This is a genomic window from Streptomyces sp. NBC_00075 (assembly GCF_045041225.1).
Taxonomy (GTDB): Bacteria; Actinomycetota; Actinomycetes; order Streptomycetales; family Streptomycetaceae; genus Streptomyces; species Streptomyces adonidis.
The window spans coordinates 4,950,502-4,967,639 of the sequence record NZ_CP108243.1 but is presented as its reverse complement, the minus strand read 5'-3'; the positions used below and the strand labels follow the sequence as shown (position 1 = coordinate 4,967,639).

The following is a 17,138-nucleotide window of genomic DNA, read 5'->3' as shown; positions in this document are numbered from 1 at the left end:
GAGTACGGCTACGGTGAGGCGATGGGAACGGTTATGGAGCAGCGCATCACCTTGATCACGCTGGGCGTCGCCGATCTGGCCCGCGCCAAGGCCTTCTACGAGGCTCTGGGCTGGCGAGGGCAGGAGGTCGAGGAGACGGTCTTCTTCCAGGCGGGCGGGCTGGGCTTCGTCCTGTGGGGCCGCGACAAGCTCGCGGTTGACTGCGGACTGGAGCCCGGCCCGGCGGCCCCCGGCTTCGGCGGGATCGCCCTCGCCCACAACGTCCGCTCCGACGCGGAGGCCGACGCCCTGCTCGCGGCGGCGGAACGGGCCGGCGGGACCGTCACCAAGCCGGCGGCTGTCAACGCCGTCGGCTTCTACTCCGGCGCCTTCGTCGATCCGGACGGCCACGCGTGGGAGGTCGCGCACAACCCGGGGTTCCCACTGGCGGCGGACGGCTCGGTGACGATCCCCGAGTTCGGCAACTAAGCGCTCCGCTTGAAGTGCCGCGATGTGTCGTCGGTCGTCTGCGGCGCCATCGTGGCTGGTCGCGCCCGCGCGGCGGAAGCCGCATGTCCAGTGCGGCCCCGCGCCCCTTTGGGGCGCTGCCGAACGGCAGGGGACTCGTAGATGGGGGCTGTGTGGGTCATCTGCGGGCCAGGTAGAGCCCCAGCGCCCGGCGCAGCATCTTGCCCTGGCTGCCCACCGGGAGTTCCCACTCGCCGAGGTACTCCACGGCCCGGCCGCCGGCGCCCGTCTTGAAGTGGAGTCGGCCGAGGAGGCGGTCCTCGGTGAGGGCGGGGGTGATGGAGCGCAGGTCGTACGTCTCGGCGCCCGCCGCCTGCGCGTCGCACAGCATCCGCCACAACAGCGCGCTGCTGGGCCGCAGTTGACGCCCCCGGGAGCCGGAGGCGGCGTACGAGTGCCAGACCCGTGAGCCGACGTTGATCATGAGCGCGCCGGAGAGGACCTCGCCCTCGTACTCGGCGACGTACAGGCGCAGGCGGTCCTCGTCCTCGGAGTTCAGGGCTCGCCACATGCGCCGGAAGTAGTCCAGCGGGCGGGCCTTGAAGCCGTCGTGGGCGGCGGTCGCGGTGTACAGGCGGTGGAACTCGGGCAGGTCGTCGTCCGAGACCCACGAGACCTGGACGCCGGCGGTCTCGGCCGTACGCAGGGACTGTTCCCAGTGCGGTGCGAGGGCGTCGCGAAGATCGTCGACCGAGCGTCCGGCGAGCGGTATGTGACAGCCGTAGCGCGGCTGCCCGAGGCCGAAACCGCTGCCGTCGTCCTCGTCGCAGGGCCGCCACCCGAGGCGCCGCAGCCGCTCGGCGGCGTCGAGCGCGTAGCCGTCGATACCGGCGGCGGGCAGGTCGCGCAGATGCCGTACGTCGGGGTCGGCGAGGCCCGCCGTGACGGTGGCCGCATCCCAGTGCCGTACGACCAGGGGCGGCCCGATCCGTACCGAGAACGCCCCGATGCGCTCCAGGTGGGCGACGAGCGGATCCAGCCAGCGCTCCAGCCGGGGGGTCCGCCAGTCGATGGCGGGCCCGTCGGGGAGGTAGGCGAGGTAGCGCCGGGTCCCGGGCAGCGGCCGGTAGAGGACGAGCGCGGCGGCGACCGGCTCACTGCCGTCGGACTCGAACCAGCCGATGCTCTCCGGCAGCCAGTCGGGCTTCACGCCGCCCCACTCGGGGATCTGGAGATGGCTGGCGTCGGGGCGCAGCCGGAGATGGGCCAGATGTTCCTCGCGCGTGATCTCCCGCACGTACAGGCTGGGCATGGGTGGGGTACTCCTGTTCGGGGGCGGCCACCGTAAGCCGGGGATCACCCGGTGGGTCAAGGGTTCACGGGAGAAGGTTCACCGACGGGAATCCGAACACCTTTCCTGGTCAGGTGGGGGTGGCTCGGGCTAGCGTCCGTGCATGGCAGTTGCTTCCGACCTCGCTTTCGACCCGTGGGACCCGGCGTTCGTCGCGGACCCGTACCCCGCGTACGCGGAGCTGCGCGCCCGCGGCAGGGTCGTGTACTACGAACCCACGAACCAGTGGCTGGTCCCGCACCACGCGGACGTCTCGACGCTGCTGCGCGACCGCCGCCTGGGCCGCACCTACCAGCACCGCTTCACCCACGAGGACTTCGGCCGTACGGCACCCCCGCCGGAGCACGAGCCGTTCCACACCCTCAACGACCACGGCATGCTGGACCTCGAACCGCCGGACCACACCCGCATCCGCCGCCTGGTGTCGAAGGCGTTCACGCCGAGGACGGTGGAGGGCCTGAAGCCGTACGTGGAGCGGCTGGCGGGCGAGCTGGTGGCCGACCTGGTGAAGGCGGGCGGCGGCGACCTGCTCACCGACGTGGCGGAGCCGCTCCCGGTGGCGGTGATCGCGGAGATGCTGGGCATCCCGGAGGCCGACCGCGCCCCGCTGCGCCCCTGGTCGGCGGACATCTGCGGCATGTACGAGCTGAACCCGTCGCAGGACACGGCGGCGAGGGCGGTACGGGCGTCGGTCGAATTCACGGAGTACCTGCGGGAGTTGATCGCGACCCGCCGCAAGGAGCCCGGCGACGACCTGATCTCGGGCCTGATCGCCGCGTACGACGAGGGCGACCGCCTGACGGAACAGGAAATGATCTCGACGTGCGTGCTCCTGCTCAACGCGGGCCACGAGGCCACGGTCAACGCGACGGTGAACGGCTGGTGGGCCCTGTTCCGCAACCCCGCCCAGCTGGCGGCGCTGCGCGCGGACCACTCCCTGATCCCCTCCGCCGTAGAGGAGCTGATGCGGTACGACACCCCGCTCCAGCTCTTCGAACGCTGGGTACTGGACGAGATCGAGATCGACGGGACGGTGATCCCGAGGGGCAGTGAGGTGGCCCTGCTCTTCGGCGCGGCCAACCACGACCCGGAGGTCTTCGCGGACCCGGGCGTGCTGGACCTGACCCGGACGGAGAACCCGCACATCTCCTTCAGCGCGGGGATTCACTACTGCATCGGGGCCCCGCTGGCGCGGATCGAGCTGGCGGCGTCGATGGGGGCGCTGCTGCGGGGGGCGCCGACGCTGAGGTTGGGGGAGGAGCCGGTACGGAAGCCGAACTTTGTGATCAGGGGGTTGGAGGGGCTGAGCGTCGAGCTTTGAGCCGGGTGGTGAAGCCCCGTAGGAGTGCCCAGGCGGCCAGGCCGGTGGCGGTTCCGGCGAGGGTCAGCAGCGGTAGCTCGGCGTAGAAGACGCTCCAGTCGGGGCCCTGCTCGAAGCGCCGGACCCGGCCCTGGGCCCTGGCGAACCACACCACCAGTCCCGCGCCCACCCCGAGGGCGACGGTCAGGCAGCCTCCGGCGGCTTGTGCGCGTTGTCCCATGTCTGCGAGGGACGCGGGCGGGCCGCCGGGGGTTCCGCTTCTCACCTCGGGTGCGGCCGGAGGTGGCCTCTCATGTGCTCAGATCCCGGCGCCGCAGCCCGGCCAGCCCCGCCGCCACCAGCCCCGCCGCGATCGCCGTGAGGATCAGCACCGGTGGCCAACTCATCTCCCCGCCCGGCAACTTGGGCAAGTGCCCGAACGGTGACAGGTCCAGCACCCCCTGCGGTACGTCCAGCGCCGGGCCGATCCAGCCCACCAGCAGCGCGAACCCCGCAACACCCCAGGCCCCGACCGACAGTTGGGGTGACACCCCGTGCAGCAGGACCGCCAGTCCGCCCAGCACCCACACCGCCGGGACCTGCACCAGGCTCGCGCCGAGGATCGGGCCCGGCTCGGCGCCGTATCCGAGGGCCAGGCCCAGGCCGCTCAGCAGCAGGATCAGTACCGCGCCGCCGAAGGCGATCAGCAGGTGGCCGGCGGCCCAGCGGAGGCGGCCCACCGCGTTCGTGAGGATCGGCTCCGCCCGCTGCGAGGTCTCCTCCGTGTGCAGCCGGAGCACCGACGACACGACGTACAGCGCCGCCACCATGCCGAACATGCCGGCCATCGTGGCCAGGAACGCGTCCTCGATGCCCGACTGGCCGCCCATCCGCTCGATGATCTCCCGCGTCTTGTCGTTGTCGCCGACCAGGTCCGCCGCGCCCTTCGTCAGCCCGCCGAAGGCGACCCCCGCCGCGAGGAACCCGGCGCTCCAGCCGAACACCGAGCCCCGTTGCAGCCGCCAGGCCAGCGCGCCCGCCGTGCCCAGACGGCCGGTCGCCGGGCCGGGGCGGGTCGCGACGAAGCTCATTCCGACATCCCGGCGGCCCGCCAACTCGTAGGCCAGGTAGCCCTGGACGACCGTCGCGACCACGAACAGCCCCAGCACCCACCAGCGTTCGTCCGCGAACGGCCGTACGTTCTCCAGCCAGCCGATCGGTGAGATCCAGGTCAGCGGCGACGAGCCGTCGTTCGACGCGGAGTCGCCCGCCGCGCGCAGCACGAACGCCACGCCCAGCAGGCCGCCCGTCAGGCCCTTCGCCAGTCGCGCGCTCTCCGTGAACTGCGCGACGATCGCCGTGAGCGTGGCGAACGCCGCTCCCACGCCTCCGATGCCGAGGCCCAACGCCAGTGCGCCCGAGGCGCCTTGACCCGCCAGGCCGCCGGCGATCAGCAGCGCGAGTGCGGTATTGGCGACCAGGGCCGTGAGCAGGGCAGCCGTCAATGGGGCCCTGCGGCCCACCATCGCCGACGAGATCAGCTCCTGGCGTCCGCTCTCCTCCTCGTCACGGGTGTGCCGTACGACGACGAGCAGGCTCATGATGCCGGCGAGGATCGCCGCGTAGCCGCCGATGCGCCAGGCGGTCAGACCGCCGATCGAGTCGCTGAACACCGGGCCGTACGTGGCCCGGAGCGAGCTGTTGGTGAGCATCTGGCGGGCGATGTCGGCGCGTTCGGCGGGGGTGGAGTACACGCTCTCCAGGGAGCCGGGGAGGGAGAGGACCAGGAGGGCCGTCACCGCCACCCACACCGGGATCATCACCCGGTCGCGGCGCAGGTTGAAGCGCAACAGGGCTCCGGTGCCCGCCAGTTGGCGCGAACCGGCGGTCCTCCGTGCTGCCGGGGCCGACGTGATGGCGGTCATCGGGTCGCCGCCTCGTCCTGGTAGTGGCGCAGGAACAGCTCCTCCAGCGTCGGCGGCGTCGACCGCAGGGACCGTACGCCCGACTCGGTGAGCGAGCGCAGTACGGCGTCCAACTTGTCGGTGTCGACCTGGAGTTGGACACGCTTTCCCTGTACGTCGACGTCGTGCACGCCGGGTAGACGCGCCAACCCGTTGGGCGCGCCCGCGAGTTCCGCCGTGATGCTCGTCCGGGTGAGGTGGCGCAGGTCGGACAGCGAGCCCGTCTCCACTGTCCGGCCCTTGCGGATGATGCTGACGCGGTCGCACAACTCCTCGACCTCGCTGAGGATGTGGGAGGAGAGCAGGATCGTACGGCCCCTGTCCCGTTCCTCCTCCACGCAGCGCTGGAAGACCTCCTCCATCAACGGGTCCAGGCCCGACGTCGGTTCGTCGAGGATGAGCAGGTCCACGTCCGAGGCGAACGCCGCCACCAGCGCGACCTTCTGGCGATTGCCCTTCGAGTACGCGCGGCCCTTCTTCGTCGGGTCCAGCTCGAACCGTTCGATCAGGTCCGCCCGGCGCCCCTTGTCGAGTCCGCCGCCGCGCAGTCGGCCGTACAGGTCGATGACCTCGCCGCCGGAGAGGTTGCGCCACAGGGTGACGTCGCCGGGGACGTACGCGATCCGGCGGTGCACCTCCACCGCGTCCGCCCAGGGGTCCCGGCCCAGGATGCGCGCGGTGCCCGAGTCGGCGCGCAGCAGACCGAGGAGGACACGGATGGTCGTGGACTTCCCGGCGCCGTTGGGGCCGAGGAAGCCGTGCACTTCGCCGGTCTCGACGGTGAGGTCGAGACCGTCCAGGGCGTGCGTCCTGCCGAACGACTTGTGGAGTCCGGACACCTCTAGGGCGGGGCTGGCCTTCGTCATGATTCCGAACGTACGCTTACTTCAGAAATTTGTGAAGTTAAGGAAGCGTATGAATGGCGGATACAGTTGGGGGAGGCGTACGACCAGGGGAGATGGCGGGAGATGAGCTGCGGATGACGGAACCGGGTGCGGCGGGGCGGGACCCCGAGGCGGTGTCGAGGTTCGTCGAGGGCTTCGCCGCCCAGCTCGTCGACGCCGGGATGCAGCGCATGGCCGCCCGGGTCTTCGCCGCGCTGCTCGCGTCCGACGCCGGCGCCATGTCCTCGGCCGAACTCGGCGAACAGCTCCAGGTCAGCCCGGCCGCGGTCTCCGGCGCGGTGCGTTATCTGTCCCAGGTGCACATGGTGTCGCGGGAGCGCGAACCGGGCTCGCGGCGCGAGCGGTACCGGGTGCACAGCGACCAGTGGTACGAGGCGCTGACCAACCGCGACGCCGTGCTCAAACGCTGGGGGCAGACCCTGCGCGTGGGCGTCGACAGCCTCGGCGTCGACACTCCCGGCGGGCAGCGGATCGCCGAGACGCTCGCCTTCTTCGAGTATCTGGAGGGCGAGCTGACCAAGCTGATGGACCGGTGGCGGGAGGAACGGGCCCGGACTTTCGGCCAGGGATAAGGAAAACGCGCCCCAAAGGGGCGCGGGGAACTGCGCGACCAGCCACACGCGGCCCGCAGTTCCCCAGAGACAGTCCCCAGACGGCGCTCCCAGCGGAGCGCTACCGCTCCTTCGTCTCCTCGAGGACCGTCCGCCCCAGCAGCGCGTACCGTTCCGGCGAGCGGCGCTTGAGGTAGGTGGCGTAGCCGATGCCGCCCGCCGCGATCAGGGCGACCAGCCACGGTGTGGCCTTCAGGACCAGGGAGTCCGACTCCGTACCCGCCGCGACGCCCATGTTGGACACCAGCAGCACCACCACCGCGAGCATCGCGATACCGCCGACGAGCGGGGCCGTGAACGTCCGGAACCAGTGGCGGCTCTCCGGGTGGTTCTTGCGGAAGTACGCCAGCACCGCGAAGGAGCAGACGGCCTGGACGACCAGGATCGCCATGGTGCCGAGGATGGCCAGCAGGACGTACGTACCCGTGTACGGGTCCTTGCCCGCGAGCCAGAACGCGGCCAGCAGCACGCCGCTGATGATCGTCTGGACCAGGCCCGCGATGTGCGGGGAGCCGTGGTCGGCGTGGGTGCGGCCGATGGTGTTCTTGAGGGAGGGGAGTACGCCCTCACGGCCCAGGGCGTACATGTAGCGGGCGGCGCAGTTGTGGAAGGCCATGCCGCAGGCCAGTGAGCCGGTGATCATCAGCCACTGCATGACGACGACCGCCCAGTGGCCGACGTACTGCTCGGTGGGGTTGAAGAACAGGGCAAGGGGGTTGGCGGACGAGGCCGCCTTCACGGCCTCCGCCTCGCCGTTGCCCGTGATGGCCATCCAGGAGACGAAGACGTAGAAGACGCCGACGCCCAGGACGCTGATCATCGTCGCCTTGGGGATGATCTTCTTCGGGTCGCGCGACTCCTCGCCGTACATCGCCGTCGACTCGAAGCCGACCCACGACCAGAAGGCGAAGAAGAGGCCGAGCCCTGCGCTGGTGCCCTGGAAGGCGTTGACCGGGTTGACCGGGCCGAACGTGAAGCCGTTCGGGCCGCCGCCGTGGAAGGCGACCGAGATGGCCATCGCGGCGAGGATCGTCACCTCGGTGGCGAGCAGGACGACCAGTAGCTTTTCGGCCACCGAGACGCCGAACCAGGTGCCCGTGGCGTTGATCGCGAGCATCAGGATCGCGAACAGCCACCAGGGGATGTCGGCGCCCGTCTGGTCCTTGATGGTCTCGGTCGCGAAGGTCGAGAAGATGCCGATCAGGGCGGGCTCGAAGACGACGTACGCGAAGGTGGCCAGCAGCCCGGAGGCCAGTCCGACCGTGCGGCCGAGGCCGTACGAGATGAAGCCGTAGAAGGCGCCGGTCGAGGTGATGTGCTTCGCCATCGAGGTGAATCCGACGGCAAAGATTGCCAGGACGACCATTGCGACGAGATAGCTCGCCGGGGCGCCGATGCCGTTGCCGGACGACACCATGAAGGGCACGTTGCCCGTCATCGCGGTGATCGGCGCGGCGGTCGCGACGGCCATGAAGACCACGCCGAGCAACCCGATCGCGTTCGGCTTCAGCCGGTGAACCGTGCCGTCGTCACTGCTGCCGCTACTTGTCGCCGGGGCTACGCCCTCGTCCACTGCCATCGGGTGGCCCCTTCCTGGTTGCGCTGTCGATGCGGTGGAACTCTGTCGTCCGAATGAGTCGGTAAAGGGTGTCGGCGCGTTAAATGTTTGTCAACCAGACCTTTAGAAATCTGACCGCAACACGTGGCTCGTACGGTCGTCGCCATGAGCACGTACACCGGTACCGGCACGTACACCGCCTCCCTCGGCGGCCACAGTTACCGCTTCGACTCCCTTGCGCGTCTGCTCGCCGCCGCGAGCCCCGAGCGCTCCGGCGACCGGCTGGCCGGCCTCGCCGCGGACTCCGCGCAGGAACGGGTCGCGGCGCGCTGGGCGCTGGCGGAGGTGCCGTTGGCTCGATTTCTCGCCGAGCCGGTGATTCCGTACGAGGACGACGACGTGACCCGCCTGATCGTGGACACGCACGACCTGGCCGCCTTCGCGCCGGTGTCCGGGCTGACGGTGGGCGGTTTCCGGGAGTGGCTGCTGTCGGAGGCGGCGGACGCGGAGTCACTGGCCGCGGTGTCGCCGGGGCTGACGCCCGAGATGGTGGCCGCGGTGTCCAAGCTGATGGGGAACGCGGACCTGGTCGCGGTGGCGCGGAAGGTACGGGTGGTGACGGCCTTCCGCTCGACGATCGGTCTGCCCGGGCGGTTGGCGACGCGCCTTCAGCCGAACCACCCGACGGACGACCCGGCGGGTGTCGCGGCAGCCTTGCTGGACGGGTTGCTGCTCGGCTCGGGCGACGCGGTGATCGGCATCAACCCGGCGACGGACAGCCCGAAGGCGGTTCGGGACCTGCTGGAACTCCTGGACGGAGTCATCCAGCGATACGCGATCCCGACGCAGTCGTGCGTGCTGTGCCATGTCACGACGAGTGTGGATCTGATGGAGCGCGGGGCGCCGGTGGACCTGGTGTTCCAGTCCATAGCGGGTACGCAGGCCGCGAACGCGTCCTTCGGGGTGACCCTGGGCCTGCTGGACGAGGCGCACGCGGCGGCGGGGGAACTGAACCGGGGGACGGTGGGCAAGAACGCCCTCTACTTCGAGACCGGGCAGGGCAGCGCGCTGTCCGCCGACGCGCACCACGGGGTGGACCAGCAGACGGTGGAGGCGCGGGCGTACGCGGTGGCCCGCCGCTACGACCCCCTGCTGGTGAACACGGTGGTGGGCTTCATCGGCCCCGAGTACCTCTACGACGGCCGCCAGATCCTCCGCGCCGCCCTGGAGGACCACTTCTGCGGCAAGCTGCTCGGCCTGCCCATGGGCCTGGACATCTGCTACACGAACCACGCCGACGCGGACGACGACGACATCGCCACGATGCTGACGATGCTGGGGGTGGCGGGCGCGTCCTTCGTGATCTGCACCCCGGGCGGCGACGACATCATGCTCAACTACCAATCCGCCTCGTACCACGACGCGTTGTACCTCCGTGAGGTCCTCGGGCTGCGCCCGGCACCGGAGTTCGAGGCATGGCTGGACGGCATCGGGCTGCTGGACGAGCGGGGAGCGATCAGGGATGTCTCGGGTACGGCACATCCGCTGACGGCGATCGGAAAGGAGCTGGCGGCATGACGGAGCGTCAATTGGCCGAGGTGGCCGACGACTTGCCCATGTGGGCGGCCCTGCGTCGGCACACGCAGGCCAGGATCGGCCTGGGCCGCGCGGGCTCGGCGCTCCCCACGCGCCACCGCCTGGAACTCCAGGCCGCGCATGCCGCCGCGCGGGACGCGGTGCACTCGCCCTTCGATCCGGAGACGGTCGCGGCCGGTCTGACGGGCGAGCCGACGGTACGGGTACGCAGTGCCGCCGGCGACCGGCTCACCTACCTCCAGCGCCCCGACCTGGGGCGCCGCCTCGACGACATCGACCGCGCCCATCTCCCCGGCGGGGACTGGGACCTGGTGTTCGTCGTGGCCGACGGTCTGTCCAGCCGGGCGGTGCACGAACATGCGGCGCCGATGGTGCGGGCGACGACGGCACTGCTGGACCCGGCTCTGCGGGTGGCCCCGGTCATCCTGGCCGAACAGGCCAGGGTGGCTCTCGGCGACGACGTGGCCCACGCCATGGGTGCCGGGATGGTGGTCGTCCTGATCGGCGAACGCCCCGGCATGTCGGCGGCGGACTCGCTGGGCGCGTATCTGACGTACGCCCCGCGCCCCGGCACGACCACGGACGCGGACCGCAACTGCCTGTCCAACATCAGGCCGCCGTTGGGGCTGACGTACGAGACGGCGGCGGCGAAGCTGGCGGGGTTGATAGGGCGGGCGCGGGAGCTGGGGCTGACGGGGGTGGGCCTGAAGGACGAGCTGATATCGCCCCCGCCGCCCCTACCCGTCCCATCCTCGGGGGCTGCGCCCCCAGACCCCCCTTTATCCTCAAACGCCGGACGGGCTGAAAAACCTAGCCCCTTGGGGGTCCCCCCTCTGGGGGAGTTTGAGGAGCGGGGGTTCGGGGGCGGAGCCCCCGAGGATGGGAACGGGTAGGGGCGGCGGGGGCGAAAAAACCCAACCCTCACCCCGGCAGCGTCAACCCCCAAGCCCCCTCCCGCACCACCCACGTCCGCCTCCGCACCGGCCCGGACACAACCCCCGCATCCGCCCGGTACCGGAAATCCGCCCCGGACACCGTCACCCGCCGCCCCACCGCCCCCAGCGGAGACGCCTCCGCGCCCACCGACACCGGCCGGACCTCCACCCGCGCGCCCCCGGCCTCCCCGGGGGTCAGGGTCACCGCCTCCACCGGCTGGTCCAGGTCGACGAGGGTCACCCCGTCCACCTCGACGCGGAGGCGCGACGGGCCGGGGCCGGGTACCGGAGTCACCCGTGCGCCCCGGGCCGGCCGTGCCGCCAGGGTCCGTACCAGGGACTGGCATGTCCGCAGCCAGGGGTGGGGTGAGGCGTCCGCCTCCACACCCACCTCCCGTATCGCCGGAATCCGCACCGCCCCCACCACCACCCCGTCACTGTCGTCGACGAGCAGGTCCAGGCGGCGCTCCGCGCCCTCCAGGACCGCCCGTGCCGCCGCCACCGCGCCCGTGGGGACGCCGAGGGAGCGGGCCAGGGAGAGGACGCCGGCCGCGCCCACCGGGACGACGGACAGTGCACATCCGGCCAGTTCCCGTTGCCGGTGGAGGAGGGCCACCGTACGGAGCAGAGCCCTGTCGTCGCCGATCACCACCGGTCGTCGTGAGCCCCTCCTGGCCAGGACCCGGGCGAATTCCTCGGGGCCGTCCGGGAGGCACACTTTTGTGGTCGCACCCGCGCTGAGCACGTCTTTCGCGATTCGTACAGACTCGCCGTCCGTCCGCCGGGCGACCGGGTCGATGACCACGAGGAGCTGGTCGGAAGTCGCCACCTCGGTCATGCCTCGCTTCCTCGGGTAGCATCTTTGTGCAAGAGCCCCTTGCGCTATTGCGCCAGGGGCTTCGTCTATTCCGGGGCATCCGGGTCCGACGGGTTGCGGCCGACGAAGGTCGCCGGTGTACGAGGCATGAGCCGAGAAGCTCTGTCACGTACGCCCCTGGCCTTGGACATGCCCCGCCCGGAAGGGGTGTACGCGCGTGCCCGCACTTGTGCTGCTCGGTGCTCAGTGGGGTGACGAAGGCAAGGGGAAGGCCACGGACCTGCTTGGTGGGTCTGTGGACTATGTGGTGCGCTACCAGGGCGGCAACAACGCCGGCCACACGGTAGTCGTGGGCGATCAGAAGTACGCCCTGCACCTCCTCCCTTCCGGAATCCTCACACCTGAATGCACACCCGTCATCGGCAACGGCGTCGTCGTCGACCCGTCGGTCCTGTTCTCCGAGCTGAACGGGCTGAACGAGCGAGGCGTCGACACGTCCAAGCTCCTGATCAGCGGTAACGCTCACATCATCACCCCGTACAACGTCACCGTGGACAAGGTGACGGAACGCTTCCTCGGGAAGCGGAAGATCGGGACGACCGGGCGCGGTATCGGCCCGACCTACGCCGACAAGATCAACCGGGTCGGTATCCGCGTCCAGGACCTCTACGACGAGTCGATCCTCACGCAGAAGGTCGAGGCGGCGCTGGACGGCAAGAACCAGCTCCTCACCAAGGTCTTCAACCGGCGTGCGATCGAGGCGGAGCAGATCGTCGCGGAGCTGCTGACGTACGCGGACCGGCTCAAGCCTTACGTGGCCGACACCGTCCTGGTCCTCAACAAGGCCCTCGACGACAACAAGGTGGTCCTCTTCGAGGGCGGCCAGGGCACGCTCCTGGACATCGACCACGGGACCTACCCCTTCGTCACGTCCTCCAACCCCACCGCCGGCGGCGCGTGCACGGGCTCGGGCGTCGGTCCGACGAAGATCAGCCGGGTCATCGGCATCCTCAAGGCGTACACGACCCGCGTCGGCGCCGGCCCCTTCCCGACCGAGCTGTTCGACGCGGACGGCGACGCGCTGCGCCGCATCGGCGGCGAGCGGGGTGTGACGACGGGGCGTGACCGTCGTTGTGGCTGGTTCGACGCCGTCATCGCGCGATACGCGACCCGGGTCAACGGCCTGACCGACTTCTTCCTCACCAAGCTCGACGTCCTCACCGGCTGGGAGGAGATCCCGGTCTGCGTGGCGTACGAGATCGACGGCAAGCGGGTCGAGGAACTCCCTTACTCCCAGACCGACTTCCACCACGCGAAGCCGATCTACGAGAACCTCCCCGGCTGGTCGGAGGACATCACGAAGGCGAAGTCCTTCTCCGACCTTCCGAAGAACGCCCAGGCGTACGTGAAGGCCCTGGAGGAGATGTCGGGCGCCCCGATCTCGGCGATCGGCGTCGGCCCGGGCCGCACGGAGACGATCGAGGTCAACTCCTTCATCTAGAGCGGAAGGGCGGAAGAGGGGCATCCCGTCCGACGGGGTGCCCCTCTTCCCTGTCAACTCAACCGGGTCTCACGTCACGTCGTGAAGATGAAGTACTTCCACGCCCCGTGCGTCGTCGCGTTCACGTTGTCGCCCGAGGTCCCGTCGATGTACGACGAGCGGATGCGGAAGCGGTAGCCGATGTCGTGGACGCCGCCCAGTTCGACGCGGGAGATCCCGGCCGAGTCCAGGGCGAAGTACTGCGAGCCGCCGTCGTACCAGACGCCGTCGTAGAAGAACTCGATCTGGAGCCGCTGCTCGCGGTTCGGGTACGCCGTCATGGACGTCGTGAACAGCGGGTTCGTGGCCTGGTGGAAGTAGGCGTACGTCTGGCCGTACACCTTCTTGTTCTTGTACTGGCGGCTGATCGTCGTCGACACCTTGACCTTGGTGTAGACCGTGCTGGCCACCGACTTGGGCGCGTAGCGCGCGTCGCCCGTGAACCGTGCCGTCAGGCGGGTGTCGCGGGTGAGCTTGTACGTGGCCGAGAAGTCGCCGTTCTTGTTGACCGTGCCGGCCTTGACCAGCTTGTTCGGCGCGGAGCCGTACGGGTCGGCCCAGATCTCGACCTTGCGGTTCTTGTACGTCTTGCCGAGGTGCGCCGTGAACTTGACGCTCTTCGCGTAGTCGTACGTCTTCTTGTTGTTGGAGAGGCGGATCGTGGTCGCCGCGCGCGAGACCTCGACCGCGTCCGAGCCCGAGGACGCCAGGTGGTCGGCGTCGCCCGCGTACGACAGCGTGTACGTCACCTTGCCGCCGACCGGCGGGCTGTTGGTGAAGGAGAACGTGCCGTTCGACGCGACCGTCGCCGTGCCGATCTTCCGGCCGTTCGGGTTCTCCAGGTCCTTGCGGGTGATCGTCAGCTTGGCGCCGGCCGGGACCGCCACCTTGCTGGTGACCTTGCCCTTGACCGTCAGCTTCTTCGCCCGGGTGGACTTGGTCGGGGCGGTGACGGAGACGCTGGTGACGGCCTTCGTCGGGGTGTTCAGGATGCGCAGTTCGTACGTGCCGTTCAGGGCCGTGAGCGCGAACAGGCGGGACCTGTCCGGGGCCCAGCCGAGGCCCGCGTCGGCGAGCCCGCCGGTGCCGTCCGACCTGCTGAGGGTGTAGTCCCGGACCGAGGTCGTGCCGCCCGGCTTGTAGACGTTCAGGCCCTGGCCGTACCTCGTGTCGTTGCCCGCCGCGACCGAGCCGTCGGGGGCGACGGCCACGGCGTTCGCGTACCCCTGGCTGTTGGTGTACTTGCCGGCCGTCGTCAGGTCGGAGGTCTTGTACACCACCTGGCTGAACTGGTCCTGGGCGGCCACGACGACCCGTGTGCCGTCCGCCGTGACCGCGAGGTCGCGCAGCCGGCCGCCCACGGTCGTGCGCACGGTGGCGGTCGCGGTGCCCGACGAGACGTCGTACACGCCCAGTTCGGTGCTGGTCGCGCCCGGCAGGCCCGCCACCAGCGTGCTCGAACCCGGCGCCGCGTCCAGCACGGGCGCGGAGGTCCACGGCTGGCTCGTGTCGGCGTCCAGGGTGACCTTGTGCTCCGGGTCGGTCAGGTCGACCGAGCCGATGTTGCCGGTGCCGCCGTCGGTGATGCTGCCGTACCCGAACCACAGCTTGCCGCCCGCGAGGGCCACGGACCGCGGGTCGACGTCACCCGTCGCGTACCGGGCCGACTCCGTCGCCGTGGCCGTGTCGATGGCGAAGATCGCGTCGCCGGTGTCGCCGACGCCGTCGGGCACCGCCGCGTACAGCGTGCCGGAGTCGGCCGACAGCTCCAGGCCCTTGACGCCGCCCAGGCCGGACACTTCCCGGACGAAGTTGCCCTTGTAGTCCGTGACGACGATCCGGTCGCTCGCCGGGTCGCTGACGAAGACCCGCTGGTGGACGCCGTCCACAACGATGTCACCGAAGGAGACGATGCCCAGGTCCCGCTGGTCGTCCGCCATGGCCGTACCCGCGACGCCGGTCGTGAGCGCGACGGAACCGAATGTGAGTGCGACCGCGAGCGCGGTCGAGAGAGTGCGTCTGTGCACGATGTTTTCGAACCCCCCGGTACGAAAGTGCCCCTGAAATGGGGCCACTTGGTCTCTGTGTAGAGCCAGTGAAAGAAGAGACTAGGTCACACCACTGACAACAGGTTCACAGGGGGTTAACGGGACTGGTGGGACCCGGGGTTTTCGCTGGAATTGACCGGGACATGGCCTGTCATGGCCTGTTCTTGGTTCCTGGGTGGCCGGTGTGCGGCCACGCTCTACGCGTGTAGCCACCGACTGCTCAGGAGTTCCCCCATGCCCATCTCGCCCATGAACCGCCGTGAGTTCGTGCAGAAGTCGGCCGTCACCGGCGCGGCCGTCGCCGTCGCGGGAGCGGCCGGCGCCGGTACCGCCGAGGCAGCCCAGCCCGAGCCCGCCGGGCACAGGCCAGCCAAGTGCCCGAAGACCTGGACGTTCTCCGTCCTGGGCACCACCGACCTGCACAGCCATGTCTTCGACTGGGACTACTACCTGGACAAGGCCTACTCCGACACGAAGGGCAACTCCGTCGGTGTCGCCCGGGTCGCCACGCTCATCAAGCAGCAGCGGGCGGCGAAGGGCGAGGAGCACGTCCTGCTCGTCGACGCCGGCGACATCATCCAGGGCACCTCCCTCGCCTACTACTTCGCGCGCGTGCAGCCCATCACCGACAAGGGCGCCCCGAAGCACCCGATGGCCGTCGCCATGAACCACATGCGCTACGACGCCGCCGCCCTCGGCAACCACGAGTTCAACTACGGCATCGAGGTCCTCAGGAAGTTCGAGAGCCAGTGCCACTTCCCGTTGCTGGGCGCGAACGCGCTCGACGCGAAGACGCTGAGGCCCGCCTTCCCGCCGTACACCGTGAAGCGGATCCGCGTGCCGGGCGCCCCCGACATCAAGGTCGGCATCCTCGGGCTCACCAACCCGGGCATCGCCCTCTGGGACAAGGACAACGTCAGCGGCAAGATGGTCTTCCCCGGGCTCGTCGAGCAGGCGAAGAAGTACGTGCCCCGGCTGCGCGCGCTCGGCTGTGACGTCGTCTTCCTGACCGACCACTCCGGGCTCGACGGTTCCTCGTCCTACGGCGACGAACTGCCGTACGTCGAGAACGCCTCGAACCTCGTCGCCCAGCAGGTCCCCGGCATCGACGCGATCCTGGTCGGCCACACCCACGTCGAGGTGCCCTCGTACACCGTGAAGAACGACGAGACCGGCGAGGACGTGCTGCTGTCCGAGCCGTACTGCTGGGGCTACCGGCTCAGCGTCTTCGACTTCGAGCTGGAACTCGTGCGCGGGCAGTGGAAGGTCACCAAGAAGACCGCGCAGACCCTCAACCCCAACACGGTGGACGAGGACCCGGAGATCAGGAAGCTCCTGGAAGCCGACCACGAGCTGGTCGTGAAGTACGTCAACACGGCGGTCGGCACCTGCACCGAGGACCTCTCGGCGGCGGAGTCCTGCTGGAAGGACGTCCCGATCATGGACTTCATCCACCAGGTCCAGATGGACACGGTCAAGGCGGGCCTGTCGACGTCCGACGCCGCGCTTCCCCTCATCTCGGTCGCCGCGCCCTTCTCCCGCACCGCCGACATCCCGGCCGGCAGCGTCACCATCAAGGACATCGCCGGGCTCTACATCTACGACAACACCCTGTACGGCAAGAAGTTGACGGGTGCTCAGCTGAAGGCCTACCTGGAGTACGCGGCGAAGTACTACCACCAGGTGCCGACGGGCACGTCCGTGGACACCGCGACCCTCACCAACGCCAACAGCTTCTGGGACTACATGTACGACACCGCCGCGGGCGTCTCGTACGACATCGACATCGCGGCGGCCGAGGGCTCCCGCATCAAGAACCTGACCTACAACGGGACTTCGGTCGCCGACGACCAGGTCTTCGTCGTCGCCGTCAACAACTACCGCGCCAACGGCGGCAGCGGCTATCCGCACATAGCCGCTGCCGACATCGCGTACAGCTCCACCAACGAGATCCGCCAGCTGATGATCGACTACGTGACGTCGAAGGGGAGCCTGAACCCCGCCGACTTCGCGGTCACCAACTGGAGGCTGACGCAGGGCGGGACGGCGGTGTTCGCCGACTGAGC

Annotated in this window: 13 protein-coding genes and 1 pseudogene; 7 read left to right on the top strand and 7 right to left on the bottom strand. The window is 69.8% G+C overall.

Features of this window, described 5'->3' with window-relative positions:
• Nucleotides 1-33: 33 nt before the first annotated feature.
• On the top strand, nt 34-468 hold the full coding sequence (locus OG787_RS21520) for a VOC family protein (protein ID WP_369037692.1): 435 nt from the start codon (nt 34-36) through the stop codon (nt 466-468).
• A gap of 157 nt (nt 469-625) precedes the next feature.
• Here OG787_RS21520 and OG787_RS21515 read toward each other — a convergent pair whose 3' ends face one another.
• Nucleotides 626-1,759, bottom strand: a complete 1,134-nt coding sequence (locus OG787_RS21515) for a lipid II:glycine glycyltransferase FemX (protein ID WP_369037685.1) — start codon at nt 1,757-1,759, stop codon at nt 626-628.
• Between the two features lie 142 nt (nt 1,760-1,901).
• Here OG787_RS21515 and OG787_RS21510 point away from each other — a divergent pair, with 142 nt between their 5' ends.
• Nucleotides 1,902-3,119 (top strand): cytochrome P450, encoded by a 1,218-nt coding sequence (locus OG787_RS21510; protein WP_405536075.1) that lies wholly within the window; start codon nt 1,902-1,904, stop codon nt 3,117-3,119.
• On the opposite strand, the gene OG787_RS21505 is transcribed toward OG787_RS21510, so the two are convergent.
• The 3 genes from OG787_RS21505 to OG787_RS21495 form a co-directional block, all read right to left on the bottom strand.
• The gene (locus OG787_RS21505; RefSeq protein ID WP_405536074.1) at nt 3,085-3,339 is read right to left on the bottom strand and encodes a hypothetical protein; all 255 of its coding nucleotides are present in this window, start codon (nt 3,337-3,339) and stop codon (nt 3,085-3,087) included. The two genes, OG787_RS21510 and OG787_RS21505, sit on opposite strands and share 35 nt — an antisense overlap.
• A gap of 70 nt (nt 3,340-3,409) precedes the next feature.
• On the bottom strand, nt 3,410-5,023 hold the full coding sequence (locus OG787_RS21500) for an ABC transporter permease (RefSeq protein WP_405536073.1): 1,614 nt from the start codon (nt 5,021-5,023) through the stop codon (nt 3,410-3,412).
• A complete protein-coding gene (locus OG787_RS21495; protein ID WP_405536072.1) occupies nt 5,020-5,928 on the bottom strand; it encodes an ATP-binding cassette domain-containing protein in 909 nt (302 codons plus the stop codon). Before OG787_RS21495 ends, OG787_RS21500 begins: the two co-directional genes overlap by 4 nt.
• Nucleotides 5,929-6,041: 113 nt before the next feature.
• On the opposite strand from OG787_RS21495, the gene OG787_RS21490 reads away from it, so the two are divergent.
• On the top strand, nt 6,042-6,539 hold the full coding sequence (locus OG787_RS21490; RefSeq protein ID WP_369037693.1) for a GbsR/MarR family transcriptional regulator: 498 nt from the start codon (nt 6,042-6,044) through the stop codon (nt 6,537-6,539).
• Between the two features lie 100 nt (nt 6,540-6,639).
• On the opposite strand, the gene OG787_RS21485 is transcribed toward OG787_RS21490, so the two are convergent.
• A complete protein-coding gene (locus OG787_RS21485; protein WP_369037690.1) occupies nt 6,640-8,157 on the bottom strand; it encodes an APC family permease in 1,518 nt (505 codons plus the stop codon).
• Between the two features lie 144 nt (nt 8,158-8,301).
• Between OG787_RS21485 and OG787_RS21480 the strand changes: the two genes are divergently transcribed.
• Together OG787_RS21480 and eutC are read left to right on the top strand one after the other, a co-directional pair.
• Nucleotides 8,302-9,714: an ethanolamine ammonia-lyase subunit EutB gene (locus OG787_RS21480; protein ID WP_369037691.1), complete on the top strand. Its 1,413-nt coding sequence runs from the start codon at nt 8,302-8,304 to the stop codon at nt 9,712-9,714.
• A pseudogene (gene eutC, locus OG787_RS21475) lies at nt 9,711-10,448 on the top strand (ethanolamine ammonia-lyase subunit EutC); the annotation flags it as partial. The gene OG787_RS21480 and the pseudogene eutC, both read left to right, overlap by 4 nt.
• A gap of 205 nt (nt 10,449-10,653) precedes the next feature.
• On the opposite strand, the gene OG787_RS21470 reads toward eutC, so the two are convergent.
• Entirely contained in the window at nt 10,654-11,505 is an 852-nt protein-coding gene (locus OG787_RS21470) for a diacylglycerol kinase (protein WP_369036536.1), read from the bottom strand.
• Nucleotides 11,506-11,701: 196 nt separating this feature from the next.
• Between OG787_RS21470 and OG787_RS21465 the strand changes: the two genes are divergently transcribed.
• On the top strand, nt 11,702-12,985 hold the full coding sequence (locus OG787_RS21465; protein WP_369036537.1) for an adenylosuccinate synthase: 1,284 nt from the start codon (nt 11,702-11,704) through the stop codon (nt 12,983-12,985).
• Nucleotides 12,986-13,059: 74 nt separating this feature from the next.
• Here OG787_RS21465 and OG787_RS21460 read toward each other — a convergent pair whose 3' ends face one another.
• On the bottom strand, nt 13,060-15,051 hold the full coding sequence (locus OG787_RS21460; protein ID WP_405536071.1) for a YncE family protein: 1,992 nt from the start codon (nt 15,049-15,051) through the stop codon (nt 13,060-13,062).
• 255 nt (nt 15,052-15,306) lie between these two features.
• Between OG787_RS21460 and OG787_RS21455 the strand changes: the two genes are divergently transcribed.
• Nucleotides 15,307-17,136 carry a bifunctional metallophosphatase/5'-nucleotidase gene (locus tag OG787_RS21455; protein WP_405536070.1) on the top strand — a complete coding sequence of 610 codons (1,830 nt, stop codon included), beginning with the start codon at nt 15,307-15,309 and terminating at the stop codon, nt 17,134-17,136.
• The last annotated feature ends 2 nt before the right edge of the window (nt 17,137-17,138 follow it).

Excerpts from the sequence above, each read along its gene's own strand:
- OG787_RS21495 (WP_405536072.1), bottom strand. The coding sequence starts at position 5,928 with ATGACGAAGGCCAGCCCCGCCCTAGAGGTGTCCGGACTCCACAAGTCG.
- OG787_RS21485 (WP_369037690.1), bottom strand. The coding sequence starts at position 8,157 with ATGGCAGTGGACGAGGGCGTAGCCCCGGCGACAAGTAGCGGCAGCAGT.
- OG787_RS21520 (WP_369037692.1), top strand. The coding sequence starts at position 34 with ATGGAGCAGCGCATCACCTTGATCACGCTGGGCGTCGCCGATCTGGCC.
- OG787_RS21455 (WP_405536070.1), top strand. The coding sequence starts at position 15,307 with ATGCCCATCTCGCCCATGAACCGCCGTGAGTTCGTGCAGAAGTCGGCC.
- OG787_RS21490 (WP_369037693.1), top strand. The coding sequence starts at position 6,042 with ATGACGGAACCGGGTGCGGCGGGGCGGGACCCCGAGGCGGTGTCGAGG.
- OG787_RS21470 (WP_369036536.1), bottom strand. The coding sequence starts at position 11,505 with ATGACCGAGGTGGCGACTTCCGACCAGCTCCTCGTGGTCATCGACCCG.
- OG787_RS21510 (WP_405536075.1), top strand. The coding sequence starts at position 1,902 with ATGGCAGTTGCTTCCGACCTCGCTTTCGACCCGTGGGACCCGGCGTTC.
- OG787_RS21505 (WP_405536074.1), bottom strand. The coding sequence starts at position 3,339 with ATGGGACAACGCGCACAAGCCGCCGGAGGCTGCCTGACCGTCGCCCTC.
- OG787_RS21480 (WP_369037691.1), top strand. The coding sequence starts at position 8,302 with ATGAGCACGTACACCGGTACCGGCACGTACACCGCCTCCCTCGGCGGC.
- OG787_RS21500 (WP_405536073.1), bottom strand. The coding sequence starts at position 5,023 with ATGACCGCCATCACGTCGGCCCCGGCAGCACGGAGGACCGCCGGTTCG.
- OG787_RS21515 (WP_369037685.1), bottom strand. The coding sequence starts at position 1,759 with ATGCCCAGCCTGTACGTGCGGGAGATCACGCGCGAGGAACATCTGGCC.